The sequence below is a fragment of the Amycolatopsis sp. NBC_00355 genome (genome assembly GCF_036104975.1).
Lineage (GTDB): Bacteria > Actinomycetota > Actinomycetes > Mycobacteriales > Pseudonocardiaceae > Amycolatopsis.
This window is the reverse complement of record NZ_CP107982.1, coordinates 5,841,855-5,856,186: the sequence shown is the minus strand read 5'-3', so window position 1 is coordinate 5,856,186 and position 14,332 is coordinate 5,841,855. Positions and strand designations below refer to the sequence as shown.

Sequence of the window (14,332 nt, the reverse complement as noted above, 5' to 3'; positions counted from 1 at the left end):
GGAGGCACGCGGGCCACTGTAGAGAACGTGACAGCCCGCTCACAACGGGTAGAAGCAATACCCGAGAGAGTGGTGCGCGTCACTCTTTAGGATTCTGGTCTAGACCCGCTGCTCCACTCGCCGTAGCTGAATGCCCAGCGCAAGGCCGAGAACTTGAAAAAGTGATCACCGGCTGTGCGTCTACTGAGCGAACGCTGTGCAACATCCTGCGCTTGTTGTCGGGAGGGTTACATCTTCCCCGGCCGTTCGCTACCCTCTGCACCTGCGGGGAGGTTTCAACCTCCGATGTAGTGAGAGAGAGTGCCTGGATGGCCGATCAAGACGACCCACATCGGTCTACCAGGACACGCTGTGCTTTTCCTGAGAGATACGCCCCCGCAGTAGTGACCACAGCCAGGCCGGGCAAAGCCGCCGCGCCGGTGGGATAGGCCGACAAAGACCGATGCAAGACCAGCGCAGGGACCCGACCGTGATGCTCCAGCTGAACCGATTCCGCCCGCGAGGGCGGCGTTCGGGCACCCCCGTCGAAGACGATCTTTTCACCCGTACGGGTACCGTCTCGCGCTGGGCTCCGACCGACCGGCCGCAGCGCCGGGAAGCCAGGAGCGTGCGTACGAGTGGCTGAGGAGAACGCGATGCGCCCTGGCGGGCGCTGGACCGACCAGGGATTCACGAGCACGAACGATGATGGTGGTGCGGCGGTGCCGAACGAAGACGCCGCGGGGGTGGGAGGGACCCCTGCGCAGTCGCCTGGAGGAAATCCGGGAAAGAGGTCCGGGCTTTTCTCCGGCATGCGTGACTGGCGGCTGCGGTCCAAGCTGGCCGCGGTCCTGATCATCCCTACCCTGACCGCGTCGGTGCTGGGGGCACTGCGCGTGGTCGACGACGCCCAGCAGGCGTCGGAGTTCCAGCGCACCGCCGACCAGGTCGCGTTCGCGGTCAAGGTCACCACGGTGGTGCACGAGCTGCAGAACGAGCGCGGCCTGGCCGTCGCCCGGATCGCTTCGGCGAACCCGTTGCTGCAGACCGGGCTGGACGCGCAGATCGCCAAGGTCGACCGCGAGGTCAACGACCTGAAAGGCGCCGCGTCGACGCTGAAGAACGACGACCAGGCCACGACCGACCGCTACGCCCGCGGCATCCAGCGCCTCGACGCGCTGCGCCCGCTGCGCGCGGCCTACGGCGCGCAGAACGGCCTGCCGGACATCACCGTCATGACGGCGTACTCGGGCATCGTCGACGCGCTGATCGAGCTCGGCCGCGAGGTGACCACCGCGGTCACCGACCGGGACGTGCTCCGCCTCGGCACCAGCACGCAGGCGATCAGCGAGGCCAAGGAATTCACCGTCCGCTCGGACGCCGACCTGCAGATCGCGGCGTACCGCACGAACTTCCCCGGTGACCTCCTGGACCAGACGCGCGCCGCGGCGTCCAGTGCGGACGCTTCGGTCATCTCGTTCCTGGCGAACGCCGACGACGACCAGCGCCAGCTCTACAACGACACCTACTCCGGCCCGGAGGTCGACGACCGCCGCCGGATCCAGACCAGCGCGTTCGCCTCCGCCCAGCTGGGTGACCCGCCGAGCATCGATCCCGGGGTGCTCAGCAAGGACAGCACGGTGTCGGCGGACAAGCTGCACGCCGTCGAGTCGAACCTGCTGGCCCAGCTGAAGACCCGCGCGGACGACCTGGCCACCGCGGCCGTCAACTCCGCCTGGATCGGCGGTGCCATCGTGCTCGCCGCGCTGGCCGCCGCGATCGCGCTGATGCTCATCGTCGCCCGCTTGATGCTGCGCCCGCTCCGGGTGCTGCGGAAGAGCGCGCTGGACATCGCGTACACCCGGCTGCCCGAAACGGTGCAGAACATCCTCGACGACCCGGACCCGGTCGGCGCCTCGAAACGCGCCGTCCAGCCCGTACCCGTCGACTCGCGCGACGAGATCGGCGAGGTGGCGCGCTCGTTCGACATCGTCCACGAGCAAGCCGTCAAGATGGCCGCCGAGCAGGCCCTCCTGCGCGAGAACGTCAACGGCATCTTCGTGAACCTCTCCCGGCGGTCGCAGCGGCTGGTGGAACGCCAGCTCGGCGTCATCGACCGCCTCGAGGCCGACGAGCAGGACCCGGACCACTTGGCCAGCCTGTTCGAGCTCGACCACCTGGCCACCCGGCTGCGGCGCAACGGTGAGTCCCTGCTGGTGCTCTCCGGCGCCGGCCTGGCCAAGTCCGTGCCGAAGCCGGTGCCCGCCGCCGACGTCATCGGCGCCGCGGTGTCCGAGATCGAGCAGTACGCCCGGATCGAGGTCGGCATCGTGCCCGACGTCGCCGTCCAGGGCCTCGCGATCCACGACCTCGTGCACGTCCTCGCCGAGCTGCTCGACAACGCGACCTACTTCTCCGAGCCGGAGACGAAGGTCATCGTGCGGGCGGTCGTCACCCGCCGGAAGGCGCTCGCCATCCAGGTCACCGACCACGGTGTCGGGATGAGCGACGAGCGGCTGAGCGAGGTCAACGCGCGGCTCGCCGAGCCGCCGGACCTGGACGTGTCGGTGACCCGGCGAATGGGTCTCTACGTGGTGTCGCGGCTCGCCAAGCGCCACGGCGTCGAGGTGCGGCTGCGCGAGAACGAGGACATCGAAGGCGGCGTCATCGCCCGCGTCGTCGTCCCGGCCGAGCTGCTCACCCAGCTCCGCCCGGGCATGCCGCGCCAGCAGATGCAGACCCAGACGCCGCCGCCGCAGAACCGGTCCGAGACGTCGATGTCGATGCCGAGCATCCCGGTCCCGTCGATGCCCGACTTCGAGCAGACGCAGACGCACCACCACACCCCGCCACCGCCGCCGGCCCCGCCGGTGCACGAACCGGTGGCCAACCAGGGCGGGCTGGTCCCGCTGGACCAGCCGATCAGCCTGGACGACCTGGTCAGCGGGGGCCGTGCGGCAGGCCCGTTCCTGTCGCCGGAGCTCCCGAAGCCGGAGACGCCCGCGTGGCCGACGGCCGAGGACCTCGCGCCGCTGACGCCGTCGCCGAACGGCGACGGGGCCAGCCACAGCGCGGACACCCGGTTCCAGCCGCTGGTGCTGCCGAAGCGCGAGCCGAAGTACGTCCCGCCGGAGGAGTCGTCCCCGCCGCCACCCGTGGCGGACGTCGGCTCGTCGGCGCTCGAAGACGATGTACCCACCCGGCGGCTGCCCATCTACCAGTCGGTGCTGTCACGCTGGTTCAGTGAGGGCGACGAAGCGGGTGCGGCGGATCCGGTGCCGGCCCACCGGGCCGACGCCGGGGACGACCCGATGCTGCCGCCGCTCACCGGGCCCGTCGACGAGCCGCGGTACGAGCCGGAACGCGAGCGTGAGCCCGCGCCCCGGTACGAGGCCCAGCGCGAGCCGGTTCGCGAGCGTGAACCCGTTCGTGACCGCGAACCCGTCCGGGAGCGTGAGCCGGAGCCCGAGCGCGTCGACGAGCTGCAGCCGACCGCGGCGACCCGGCACCCGCTGCTCCCGCCCGACGACGGCTGGCACAGCGCCTCCGACGAGGGCTGGAACGCGGCGCAGTCGCTGCTGGAGGCGAAGGACGAGGAGATCACCCCGGCCGGGCTGCCGAAACGCGTCCCGAACGCCTACCTGGTGCCCGGGTCGATCAACAGCCCCTCCTCCGACGCGCCGGCGCAGAACAACTTCGCGGACAACACCGGTGGGAGGCCCGGAACGGGTGTGATCACCCGCTCGGCGTCCACAGCGCGGAGCCGGATGGCAAGCTTCCAACGTGGCTACACGTCCGGACGGCACGCGTTGAAGGAACGCACGGACGAAGACGGTGGGTTTCCGATGAATGGCAACACCACAGACAGCAGTGAGGAGTGAAAGTGACACGGGCGGGTGCAATGCAGCCGGGTGGCTCCGCGCAGCCGGGTGGCTCCGCGCAGGCCAAGGCGGGTAATACCGGCAGCTTCGCTTGGCTGATCACGGATTTCGTGCACCGGGTGCCCGGCGCGGCCCACGCGGTCGTGGTCTCGGCGGACGGTCTGCTCCTGGCGGCCTCGCGCGGCCTTCCGAAGGACCGGGCGGACCAGCTGGCGGCCGTCGCGTCGGGGCTCACCAGCCTCGCGCGGGGTGCGGCCAAGGTGTTCGAGGGCGGCACGGTCGCGCAGACCGTGGTCGAGATGGCCAACGGCTTCCTCTTCCTGATGGCGGTTTCCGACGGTTCCTGTCTCGCGGTGCTCGGGTCACCCGAAAGTGACATCGGCTTGGTCGTCTACGAGATGACCCTGCTGGTGGAGCGGGTCGGCCAGCAGCTGACACCGGAGATGCGGGCGCAACTGCAGGGCGCAGCGGTCCGCCGCTGACGACCGGGGAACCGAGGAGAGAGCCGTGGACGACGGGCGCTTGAGGGGCGATGGCCGGCTCGGTGACGACTTCTCCGGCGGCTGGTCCGAGCAGCCGGGGCCGGACGACGGGCGGGAGGACTGGCAGTCCTTCCGGGAGCGCGTCGACCGCGAGTGGCGGCAACGGCGGGTCCAGGGTTCCGACGGCGACCCCGTCCGGGAACCGCCGAACTGGCTGACGGACTCGAACGCCGGGCAGGAGCCGATCCGGCCGATCCAGCCGGGCAGCAACGAATACCGCGACCGCCTGCTCGGCGGCCCGGGCTCGGAGCTGTTCGGTGGCGCGAGCGGGCCGTTGTACGACGCGGCGGACTTCGCCGCGTACAGCAACGACCGCGAGCGCGACTACACGTCGGGTCCGGACTCCGGTGAGCTGGCCGCGGCGTTGCCGCGGCAGGCCCACCAGGAGTACGTCGACGAGCCACCACCGCCGACGGAGATGGAGACGTCGGGCCTGGTCCGGCCGTACTTCCGGACCCGGGGGCGGACGAAGGCGACCCTCGACCTGGCGATCGAGACGCTGATCTCGACCAGCGAACAGGGCCGCCTGCTCGACCGGGTCCGGGTGCCCGAGCACCGGTCGATCTGCGACCTGTGCTTCGACACCCGGTCGGTGGCCGAAGTGGCGGCGCTGCTGCGGCTGCCGCTCGGTGTGGTGCGGGTGTTGATTGGTGACGTGGCGGGTCTCGGCCTGGTTCTGGTGCACTCCAGCAGCCAGACCGTGGGCGACCGGCCGAGTATCGAGTTCATGGAAAGGGTGCTCAGTGGGCTTCGGAGAATTTGACTCCGACGCGAACGCGCCGCAGGTGACGGGTCCGACCTCGTCGGCCAAGATCGTGGTCGCCGGCGGGTTCGGTTCGGGGAAGACAACGATGGTCGGGGCGATCTCGGAGATCGACCCGCTGACCACCGAGGCCATGATGACCGAGGCCAGCGTCGGACACGACGACACCTCGGCCACGCCCAACAAGACCACCACCACCGTGGCGATGGACTTCGGGCGCATCTCGCTGGACTCGGACCTGGTGCTGTACGTGTTCGGCACGCCGGGTCAGCACCGGTTCTGGTTCATGTGGGACGACCTGGCGGTCGGGGCCATCGGCGCGGTCGTGCTCGTCGACACGCGGCGGCTGGCCGACGCGTTCCCGTCGATCGACTTCTTCGAGAACCGGAAGCTGCCGTACGTCGTGGCCATCAACTGCTTCGACCGGTTGCTGCACCACCAGATCGAGGACGTCCGGCACGCGCTGACCATCGCGCCGTCGGTCCCGATCATGGCGTGTGACGCGCGCGAGCGCGACTCCGCCAAGCAGGTGCTGATCTCGGTCGTCCAGCACGCGATCGCGCACGATTCGGCGTTGCGCGCGGGATAGTCCTGATGACGCCCCGATCCGGATGCGGCCGTTGGAGTGAACTCCACGGGCTTCACCCACTTCGGGGAGAGCGGCGGCCGTCCGGAGCAGCGCTCGGGGCGGCCGGTTCGGTACCGGCGAAGTCCGGGCCGTCCCACCGGACCGCCCGGACCCGGGCTGACCTGCGCGGACACTCCGCCACCACGGGCCGTGGCCCGCGGCGCGGCGGATCCCTCGAACGCGTGGACCCGTCCGGGTCAACGCGGTGTGCGATCGCGCGCACACGTAGGGTGCGCAGCGGTCTGCCGTCGGCGGACTCGACACCACCGGCGGTGCGAATACGCTTTACGGAGGCGTCGTCGACCGGCCGTGCCGCCCGCTCCGGTGTGCGGCGCGCGGCGCCGCACGAGCAAGGAGGGGCAGTAGTGACGGCAACCGGCCAGGGTGCGTTCGGCTGGCTCATCACGGAGTTCGTGCGCCGGGTACCCGGCGCCGCCCACGCCGTTCTGGTGTCCGCCGACGGCCTGCTGCTGGCGCCGTCGGAAGGCCTGCCCCAGGAGCGCGCCGAGCAGCTGTCCGCGGTGGCCTCCGGACTGATCAGCCTGACGCACGGAGCCGCACGCTGTTTCGAGGCGGGCGGTGTCAACCAGACCGTGGTGGAGATGGAGCGCGGTTACTTGTTCCTGATGTCCGTTACGGACGGTTCGTCGCTGGCGGTGCTGGCCGCGCCGACGTGCGACATCGGCACGGTCGCGTACGAGATGACCCTGCTCGTCGAGCAGGTCGGCCAGCAGATCACCCCCGAGCTGCGCGCGCAGCTGCAGGGCGGCGTGCGTGGGTAGGACACGATGAGGATTTCGGGATTCGACGATCCGGACTCCACCGGCTGGGACGCACTGCACCGCGGCACCGAGCGCGAGGGTTTCGATTCGCCGAGCAAGTTCGACATGTCGACGTTGTCGACGATCATGCCGCGCCGGAAGCGGCAGACCCCGCCGCCACCGCAGCCGCGGCCGGACCCGCAGGGCTACACCGACGAGGACACCCGCGAGTGGGGCTCCTCGGCGGCCACCGACGACGACTACTACGACGACTCCGGTGACTCCGGTTATGAGCCCGGCTACGGCCAGGCCGATCACAACCCCGGCTACGGCCAGGCCGGTCACGACCCGGGTTACGCCGAGGACGGGTACGCCGCCGAGCAGCCGGAATGGCAGGACGAGCCGCGCTACGAGCCGGAGCCGCCGCCGGTGGAGACCTGGACGCCGCCGCGTGGCGCGGGCCGCTCCCCGGCCCCGCGCCCGCCCGCGCCCCGCCCGCCGGCCCCGCGCCCCCCGGTGTCCCGGCCCCGGGCACAGGCGGCACCCCCGCCTTCGTGGGCCCCGCCGGTCGACCCGCGCGCCGGGTGGACCCCGCCGCCGGACCCGGAGACCCGCTGGATCCCGCAGCCCGAGCCGCACGGTTACGACGAGCCGGCCTGGAACGAACCCGCCGTGCGCGCGGCGAACCCGAGGCCGGTGGCGTCGGCCGGCTCGCGGGTGCGGCCGTACACCCGCACCGGTGGCCGCACCCGGTCCGACCACAACCTGGCGCTCGAGGCCCTGGTTTCGACGTCCGATGACGGCCGCCGTTACCGCGGTGTCCGGTCGGTCGAGCACCGCCGGATCTGCGACCTCTGCCTCGACACGCGGTCGATCGCGGAGATCGCCGCGCACCTGCGGCTGCCGCTGGGCGTGGTGAAGGTGCTGGTCGGGGACATGGCCGACATCGGGCTGGTGCTGGTCCACCACACCGAGCTGATCCTGGGCGACCGCTCGTCCCGCGACTTCATGGAACGCGTCCTGGCGGGCTTGCGAGCCCTGTAGCCCGACCTGCGCCGCACCCGTCGTGAGTGGTTAGGGCGGTTAGAACCGCCCTAACCACTCACGACAAGCTGCGGCAGACTCAGGGCGTGAGGGTCAGGGACAGCGTGTTGCCGGGCCCCGGGACCGCCGCGTTGACCAGGGCCGTCCCCGGACCGCAGTTCGCGAAGGCGCCGATCGTGTAGGTCGACGTCAGGTGCCCGCCGGTCGAGAGCGTGAAGTCGGCCGACGTGATCTCCGTCGTCACCGGCTGCGCGGTGCCGCACGCGGGGCCGACGTCGTACGGGGCGCCGCCGACCGTGACGTCCGAGACGCGCACCGGCCAGGTCGCGGTGCCCGTGAACCCGCCGAACGACGAGCCCTCGATCCGGGCCGGGCCGAGCGTCACCGTGGCGCTGACCGGGCCGCTCGTGACCCGCGCCGGCGGCAGCGTGAACGTCCCGTAGTAGGTGTAGGGCCCGATGTCGGTGTACATCTCGACCGTCCCCGGCCCGAGCTTCACGTTCGCGTCGGGCTTCGCGACGTGCGTGGTGCCCACGACCGCGTACTTCGTGTAGACCGGCGGTCCGACGGCGCTCGCCGGCCCGGCGAACCCCGGCCCGCTCACCAGCACCGCCGCGGCCACCGCGGTCACGCGTGTTCCTCGCTTCATGGTCCCTCCCCTGACTTCCGAAGGACCCAGGCTTACCACGTCGGCGCGCAGTGCGGTGCTGATTCACCGGATCGCGGGTGCTCAGTCTTCGACGATGGCCGCGGAGGTGATCCGGTGCAGGGAGTAGCGCTCGTTGTTGTCGCCTTCGAGGATCCCGCCGCCGACCCGGATCGGGCGGACGACCCGCTGGCTGGCGGTGCCGCGGGAGTCGACGAAGCCGATCCAGACCTCACGGCGTTCGAGTGTGGCCCGCGACAGCAGCTCCAGCGTCGCCGACGTGTCCGCGCCGCCCCCGCCGGGCGCCTGGACCGTCGACCCGCGGCGCCGGGCCGAGGCCGCGTCGCCCGCGCGCAGGTTGGAGACGATCCGCTCCGCCTGGTCGTCGGTCAGCACCGCCGGCTCACCCGGGTTGCGCCGGGCCGCGCGGGCCTTCGCCGGCAGCCGCCGGCCACCCGGGCGGATGTCGACGACCCGGCCGTCCGGGCCTTCCGCGGCCGGGGCGAACCCGGCCGCGCGCAGGCCGGCCAGGACCTCGTGCAGGGGATCCGGGCTGATCACCACGGTCGGCGCGATCAGCCGCAGGTCGTGCTCCACGGCGACCGGGTGCGCGAGCACCTCGGCCAGCAACGCCTCGTCGTCGCACCGCAGGAACGACGCCGCGACCCCGCCGCGCAGCCGTCCGTGCCGCCGCGCGACGTCGTCGACCAGGTAGCTGAGCCCCTGCGGCACCGGCGTCGCGGACTTCGCCTTGAACAGCGCGTGCAGCTCGTCCGCCGTCCGGCCGGTGTCGAGCGCGCGCCGGACCGAGCCCTCGGTGATCCGGTAGACCGTCGCGTGCCCGGCCGACTCGATGTCGGCGACCGCGTCCATCTCGGTGGCCAGCTCCGGCTCCAGCGGCCCCGGCGCGACCACCGTCAGGTCGGCCTGGAGCAGCACGCGGTCCACCGGCGCGGGCAGCGCGTCCAGGATCGCCTCGACGGCGGCGGGGCGGTCGTCGGCCAGCAGGGCCCGGGTCGCCGTCGTGACGCCGCCGAGCCCGGCCAGGCCGAGCGCGCTCGCTTCGGCCATGGTCCAGCGGACCGTCTCGTCGCGCAGCCGGCCGCCGCGCCGCGGGGCCCGCCAGGCCAGCACCGCGACCAGCTCGTCGACGCTCTTCACCCCGGCGCCCTCGGGGAGGTCGGCCAGCGCGGCCAGCACCCGGCGGCGCACGACCGGCGCCAGCGGCCGCCGCAGCTCCTCGGAAAGGGGCGCGACCGGCTTGTCCTTGGCGTCGCGGCCGCCGGCGAGCCCGGGCAGCCGCGGCAGCTCCAGCCACGCCTGCGCGAGCGTCATCCAGCGCTGTGCGGTCGGCGACGCGAGCCAGGAGTCGGTCAGCGTCGTCGGCACCCATTCGGGCAAGGTCGTCTCGCTGTCCGCGACGAGCCCGGCCCCGACGGCCAGCTCGGCCAGCAGGGTCGCCTGCGTCTCGTCGATCTCGAGGTCCTTGGCCAGCTTCTTCAGCTCGCGCACGCCGAGGCCGCCCGACTTGAGCACCGGGGGCGGCGCCGCCGACCACGCGCGCAGCAGGGATTCGGTGTGGCGCAGGAACTCCATCGCCTCGCCGGCCGCGGCCTCGTCCACAGTGGACGCCCGGTGCGGGTGCACCGGCAGCTCGGGCTCGACGAGCGTGCCCGGCCCGAACACCCCGCCGCGCACGGCGATGCCCAGCTCACGCGGCAGTTCGACGGTCTGGTCGTCGCGCCGCAGCAGCAGCCCGCGGGCGAGCAGCTTCTGCACCGGCGTCTCGGCCTTCTGGAGCGTGAGGTCGATCCCGGCGTCGCGGGTGCGCCCGATCGGCGGGCCGGCGGCCAGCGCGTTCAGCACCCCGCGCTCGTCGTCGGACAGCTCGGCCAGCCGCGCCTCGAGGTCTTCGCCGGCCAGCGCCGGCGACGGCGTGCCCAGCCCGGCCGGGAACGGCCCGAGCGCCTCCCGGACCGCGGGCGGCACCCGCAGCGCGTCGTCCGAGCCCCAGACCAGCGCCCGCGCGCGGAGCCGGGTCAGCGGGGCCGTGATGTCGGCGCCGACCAGCTTCGCGACGTCTTCGACCGGCACGGGATCGCGGTCCGCGCCGGCCAGCAGGCACGCTTCGAGCACGGCCAGGGTGAGGGTGTCGAGTTCTTCGCAGGCACGCGCGACGGAGCCCGGGGTGCCGGCGCGCGTGGCCAGCACCGTGCTGTCGGAGGGCGGGGGCGTGGACAGATCGCGACGCGTGCGGAGCAACTCCGCGAGCGCGTCGTCGGACTCCCCACGCAGCCAGTCCGCCAAGGAGGTCGCGGGCATAGAAGACCAGCGTACCGGGCGGTTGGCCGAGCCTGCGGGGGCTCAGGCAGACTGTGTCCGGAGAATCCGGCACGGCTGTGGAGGACGTTGTGGCCAAGGGCGAGAAGAAGCACAAGGGCGTCGACCCGACCTGGCCGGGCGAGGCCGGTGAGCACCCCGTGACCGAACTGGCGGCGGACCGCCAGGGCGCGCTGTCGCCGTTCGGGGACCTCACCTTCCCGCTCGACACGGTGCCGTACGTGCACCCCGAGACCGAGATCAACCGCTGATCCTGTCGTTACTGGTCAGTACCGGTATCGGGGCCTCGTGAGGGCGGTCACGGGAGTAGGTTCGCTCCCGTCCCAGCCCCTCTTTACCCACGCGGGAGTAAGCCATGCCGGTTCCCGGTCCCGGATATTCGATCACCGTCCGGGTCGAGGCCCCGGCCTCGTCCAGCGCGGCCGGTGACCTCACCACCGCCGTCGGGCGCGTCGGCGGCGTGCTGACCGCGTTCGACGTCGTCGAGTCCCACTCCGACTCGATCGTGGTCGACATCAGCGCCAACGCGCTGTCGGAGAACCACGCGAACGACATCACCCAGACGCTCGACTCGCTGCCCGGTGTCAAGGTCCGCAAGGTCTCCGACCGGACGTTCCTGATCCACCTCGGCGGCAAGATCGAGGTCACCCCCAAGGTCGCGCTCCGCAACCGTGACGACCTCTCCCGCGCCTACACCCCGGGCGTCGCCCGCGTCTGCCAGGCGATCGCCGCGAACCCCGAGGACGCGCGCCGCCTGACCATCAAGCGCAACACCGTCGCCGTCGTCACCGACGGCTCCGCGGTGCTCGGCCTGGGCAACATCGGCCCGGCCGCCGCGCTGCCGGTGATGGAGGGCAAGGCGGCGCTGTTCAAGAAGTTCGCCGACGTCGACGCGTGGCCGGTCTGCCTGGACACCCAGGACACCGAGGACATCATCAAGATCGTCAAGGCGATCGCGCCGGTGTACGCCGGGATCAACCTCGAGGACATCGCCGCGCCGCGCTGCTTCGAGATCGAGAAGCGGCTGCGCGAGCAGCTGGACATCCCGGTGTTCCACGACGACCAGCACGGCACCGCGATCGTCGTCGTCGCCGCGCTGCGCAACGCCCTGCGCGTGGTCAAGAAGAACATCGAGGACTGCAAGATCGTGGTCAGCGGCGTCGGCGCGGCCGGCTCGGCGATCATCCGGCTGCTGCTGCGCAAGAACCCGGGTGACATCGTCGCCGCGGACATCGACGGCATTGTCCATTCCGAGCGCGGCAACCTCGACGACAACCTGGCGTGGATCGCGTCGCACACGAACAAGGAGCAGGTCAGCGGCACCCTGCACGAGGCGCTGGTCGGCGCGGACGTCTTCATCGGCGTCTCGGCGCCCAACCTGTTCGGCGCCGAGCAGGTCGCGACCATGAAGGACAACGCGGTCGTCTTCGCCCTGGCCAACCCGGACCCGGAGATCGACCCCCTCGAAGCCCAGCAGCACGCCGCCGTCGTGGCGACCGGCCGCAGCGACTTCCCGAACCAGATCAACAACGTGCTGGCCTTCCCGGGCGTCTTCCGCGGCCTGCTCGACGCGCACGCGAACAACATCGACGACGAGATGCTGCTGGCCGCGTCCGACGCGATCGCCGACGTCGTGGACAGCGGCATGCTCAACGCGTCGTTCATCGTGCCGAGCGTGTTCGACAGCGCGGTGGCGCCCGCGGTCGCCGAGGCGGTGCGCAAGGCCGTCCGCGCCGAGCGCTGAGTCACCACTTCGGATGACCTCGGAGTCCGTCTTCCGGCGGACGACGGTGGCGTTCCGCGGGTCCTAGGCTGGCCTCCTGCTCGTTCGGGGAAAGCCCAACGCGGAAGTTCTTGCTGGTCACGGCCGTCGCCTTGGTGGTGGCGGCCGTGGCTGTGGGGGTGGCGCCGGGCGCGTGCCCGGCGGACGTCACCGCGCCGGGGCCCGGCTGAGCCGACGACCAACCGGCGAGCACCGGCGCCCGGGACCCCCAGCTCGCGGCGCCGGTGCGAAACCGGCGACCTGCGCCTGCAGTTCGGCCCGCACGATCGGGGTCGTGCGGCGAACCGCCCGCCACTTGCCCTGCCCAGGTGCACGGCAGCAAGGCGAAACCGGCGACCGGTGCGCCGATCGTGCTTCGGGTCGTGACTCGTGCCCGCGCGTTCCGAGGCGCGGCGCCGTCGCCCAGTCGCCGACTCCGCCTCGAACGGATCCGTTCCGCGACCACAACCGTCCGGCCCCGGCGCGTCGTCCCTTCGCAGGCAGGCCCCGGCCCCCGCCCGCCGGCCCGGAAGTAGCCTCGGTGGGTGAGTGAACTCAGCCACGTCGACGAGACCGGCGCCGCCCGGATGGTCGACGTCTCCGGCAAGACCCCCTCCGCGCGCACCGCGCTCGCGGCCGGGACCGTGCGGACCACCGCCGAGGTCCTCCGGCTGCTGGCGACCGACGGTCTCCCGAAGGGGGACGCCCTGGCCACCGCGCGGATCGCCGGGATCATGGGCGCGAAGCGGGTGCCCGAGCTGATCCCGCTGTGCCACCAGATCGCGCTGTCCGGCGTCAAGGTCGAGTTCGAGCTGGGCGACACCGAAGTCCGGATCCGCGCGACCGCCAAGACCACCGACGTCACCGGCGTCGAGATGGAGGCCCTGACCGCGGTGGCCGTGGCCGGGCTGACCGTGCACGACATGATCAAGGCCGTCGATCCGGCGGCGACGCTGGACGAGGTCCGCCTGCTCCGCAAGGACGGCGGCAAGACCGGGACCTGGGAGCGGCCGTGAAGCGCACCGCACGCGTGATCGTGGCGTCCAACCGCGCCGCGAAGGGGATCTACGAGGACAAAACCGGCCCGGTGATCGTCGCCTGGCTGGCCGATCGCGGGTACGACGTCCCGGCGCCGGTCGTCGTCGAGGACGGCGACCCGGTCGGGGTGGCGCTGCGGGCCGCGCTGGCCGGCGGCGTGGCCGTCGTGCTCACCACCGGCGGCACCGGGATCTCCCCGACCGACCGCACCCCGGACGTCACGAAGACGGTCCTGGACCACGAGCTGCCGGGCGTGGCGGACGCGATCCGCGCGGCGGGCCTGCCCAAGGTGCCCTCAGCGGTCCTCTCGCGCGGTGTGGCCGGGGTTGCGGGGAGGACCCTCGTCGTGAACCTCCCGGGCTCCAGCGGCGGCGTCAAGGACGGTTTGGGTGTCCTCGACGGCATCCTGGACCACGCCGTCGACCAGCTGGCGGGCGGCGACCACCCGCGCGTGGCCCCGGCGGGCCCCGCGGTCCGCGTCGCGCGGGCCCAGGTGACGTCGGAACCGGTGTCGGTGGAGGAGCACGCGCGCCTGGTCGAGGACGACGCGGCGGGCGCGGTGGTGACGTTCGCCGGCGTGGTCCGCGACCACGACGGGGGCAAGGGCGTCCGCGACCTGACCTACGAGGGCCACCCGAGCGCGAGCCAGGTCATCGCGGACGTCGTGGCGGACCTGTCGGCCCGCTGGACCGGCGTCCGCGCGGTCGCGGTGAGCCACCGCATCGGCGCGCTGACGATCGGTGACGTCGCGCTGGCGATCGCCGTCGCGGCGGAGCACCGCGGCCAGGCGTTCACGGCGTGCGCGGAGCTGGTCGACGAGGTCAAGGCCCGGCTGCCGGTCTGGAAGCACCAGCACTTCACCGACGGCACGGACGAGTGGGTCAACTCGCCCTGACGGGAAAACCCGGCACCGCGCGCAGCGGTGCCGGGTCCGAAACGAGACGAACC

General features: G+C 72.2%; 12 protein-coding genes. 10 read left to right on the top strand and 2 right to left on the bottom strand.

What is annotated here, in order from left to right; translation table 11 throughout:
• The first annotated feature begins 635 nt into the window (after positions 1-635).
• The 6 genes from OHS18_RS26195 to OHS18_RS48585 all read left to right on the top strand — a co-directional run bounded on the left by OHS18_RS26195 (position 636) and on the right by OHS18_RS48585 (position 7,598).
• Entirely contained in the window at positions 636-3,860 is a 3,225-nt protein-coding gene (locus OHS18_RS26195) for a nitrate- and nitrite sensing domain-containing protein (protein ID WP_328612723.1), read from the top strand.
• A 20-nt stretch (positions 3,861-3,880) separates the two neighbouring features.
• Positions 3,881-4,342 (top strand): roadblock/LC7 domain-containing protein, encoded by a 462-nt coding sequence (locus OHS18_RS26190; RefSeq protein WP_247063745.1) that lies wholly within the window; start codon positions 3,881-3,883, stop codon positions 4,340-4,342.
• Between the two features lie 25 nt (positions 4,343-4,367).
• The gene (locus OHS18_RS26185; RefSeq protein ID WP_328448240.1) at positions 4,368-5,165 is read left to right on the top strand and encodes a DUF742 domain-containing protein; all 798 of its coding nucleotides are present in this window, start codon (positions 4,368-4,370) and stop codon (positions 5,163-5,165) included.
• Complete coding sequence (locus OHS18_RS26180) at positions 5,146-5,754, top strand: GTP-binding protein (RefSeq protein ID WP_247017872.1); 609 nt, start codon at positions 5,146-5,148, stop codon at positions 5,752-5,754. Before OHS18_RS26185 ends, OHS18_RS26180 begins: the two co-directional genes overlap by 20 nt.
• Positions 5,755-6,158: 404 nt before the next feature.
• On the top strand, positions 6,159-6,575 hold the full coding sequence (locus OHS18_RS26175; protein WP_328448246.1) for a roadblock/LC7 domain-containing protein: 417 nt from the start codon (positions 6,159-6,161) through the stop codon (positions 6,573-6,575).
• A 6-nt stretch (positions 6,576-6,581) separates the two neighbouring features.
• Complete coding sequence (locus OHS18_RS48585) at positions 6,582-7,598, top strand: DUF742 domain-containing protein (RefSeq protein WP_442875275.1); 1,017 nt, start codon at positions 6,582-6,584, stop codon at positions 7,596-7,598.
• A gap of 79 nt (positions 7,599-7,677) precedes the next feature.
• On the opposite strand, the gene OHS18_RS26165 is transcribed toward OHS18_RS48585, so the two are convergent.
• Positions 7,678-8,247: a hypothetical protein gene (locus OHS18_RS26165; protein ID WP_328612722.1), complete on the bottom strand. Its 570-nt coding sequence runs from the start codon at positions 8,245-8,247 to the stop codon at positions 7,678-7,680.
• An 81-nt stretch (positions 8,248-8,328) separates the two neighbouring features.
• Positions 8,329-10,566, bottom strand: coding sequence for a helicase-associated domain-containing protein (locus OHS18_RS26160; protein WP_328612721.1), 2,238 nt, complete (start codon positions 10,564-10,566; stop codon positions 8,329-8,331).
• Between the two features lie 89 nt (positions 10,567-10,655).
• Here OHS18_RS26160 and OHS18_RS26155 point away from each other — a divergent pair, with 89 nt between their 5' ends.
• The 4 genes from OHS18_RS26155 to OHS18_RS26140 all read left to right on the top strand — a co-directional run bounded on the left by OHS18_RS26155 (position 10,656) and on the right by OHS18_RS26140 (position 14,279).
• The gene (locus tag OHS18_RS26155; protein WP_328618583.1) at positions 10,656-10,835 is read left to right on the top strand and encodes a hypothetical protein; all 180 of its coding nucleotides are present in this window, start codon (positions 10,656-10,658) and stop codon (positions 10,833-10,835) included.
• Between the two features lie 104 nt (positions 10,836-10,939).
• Positions 10,940-12,328, top strand: a complete 1,389-nt coding sequence (locus OHS18_RS26150) for an NAD-dependent malic enzyme (RefSeq protein WP_328448252.1) — start codon at positions 10,940-10,942, stop codon at positions 12,326-12,328.
• Positions 12,329-12,891: 563 nt separating this feature from the next.
• On the top strand, positions 12,892-13,362 hold the full coding sequence (gene moaC / locus OHS18_RS26145; RefSeq protein WP_328448254.1) for a cyclic pyranopterin monophosphate synthase MoaC: 471 nt from the start codon (positions 12,892-12,894) through the stop codon (positions 13,360-13,362).
• Positions 13,359-14,279, top strand: a complete 921-nt coding sequence (locus OHS18_RS26140; protein WP_328612720.1) for a molybdenum cofactor biosynthesis protein MoaE — start codon at positions 13,359-13,361, stop codon at positions 14,277-14,279. The genes moaC and OHS18_RS26140 overlap by 4 nt, the downstream gene beginning before the upstream one ends.
• Positions 14,280-14,332: the final 53 nt, after the last annotated feature.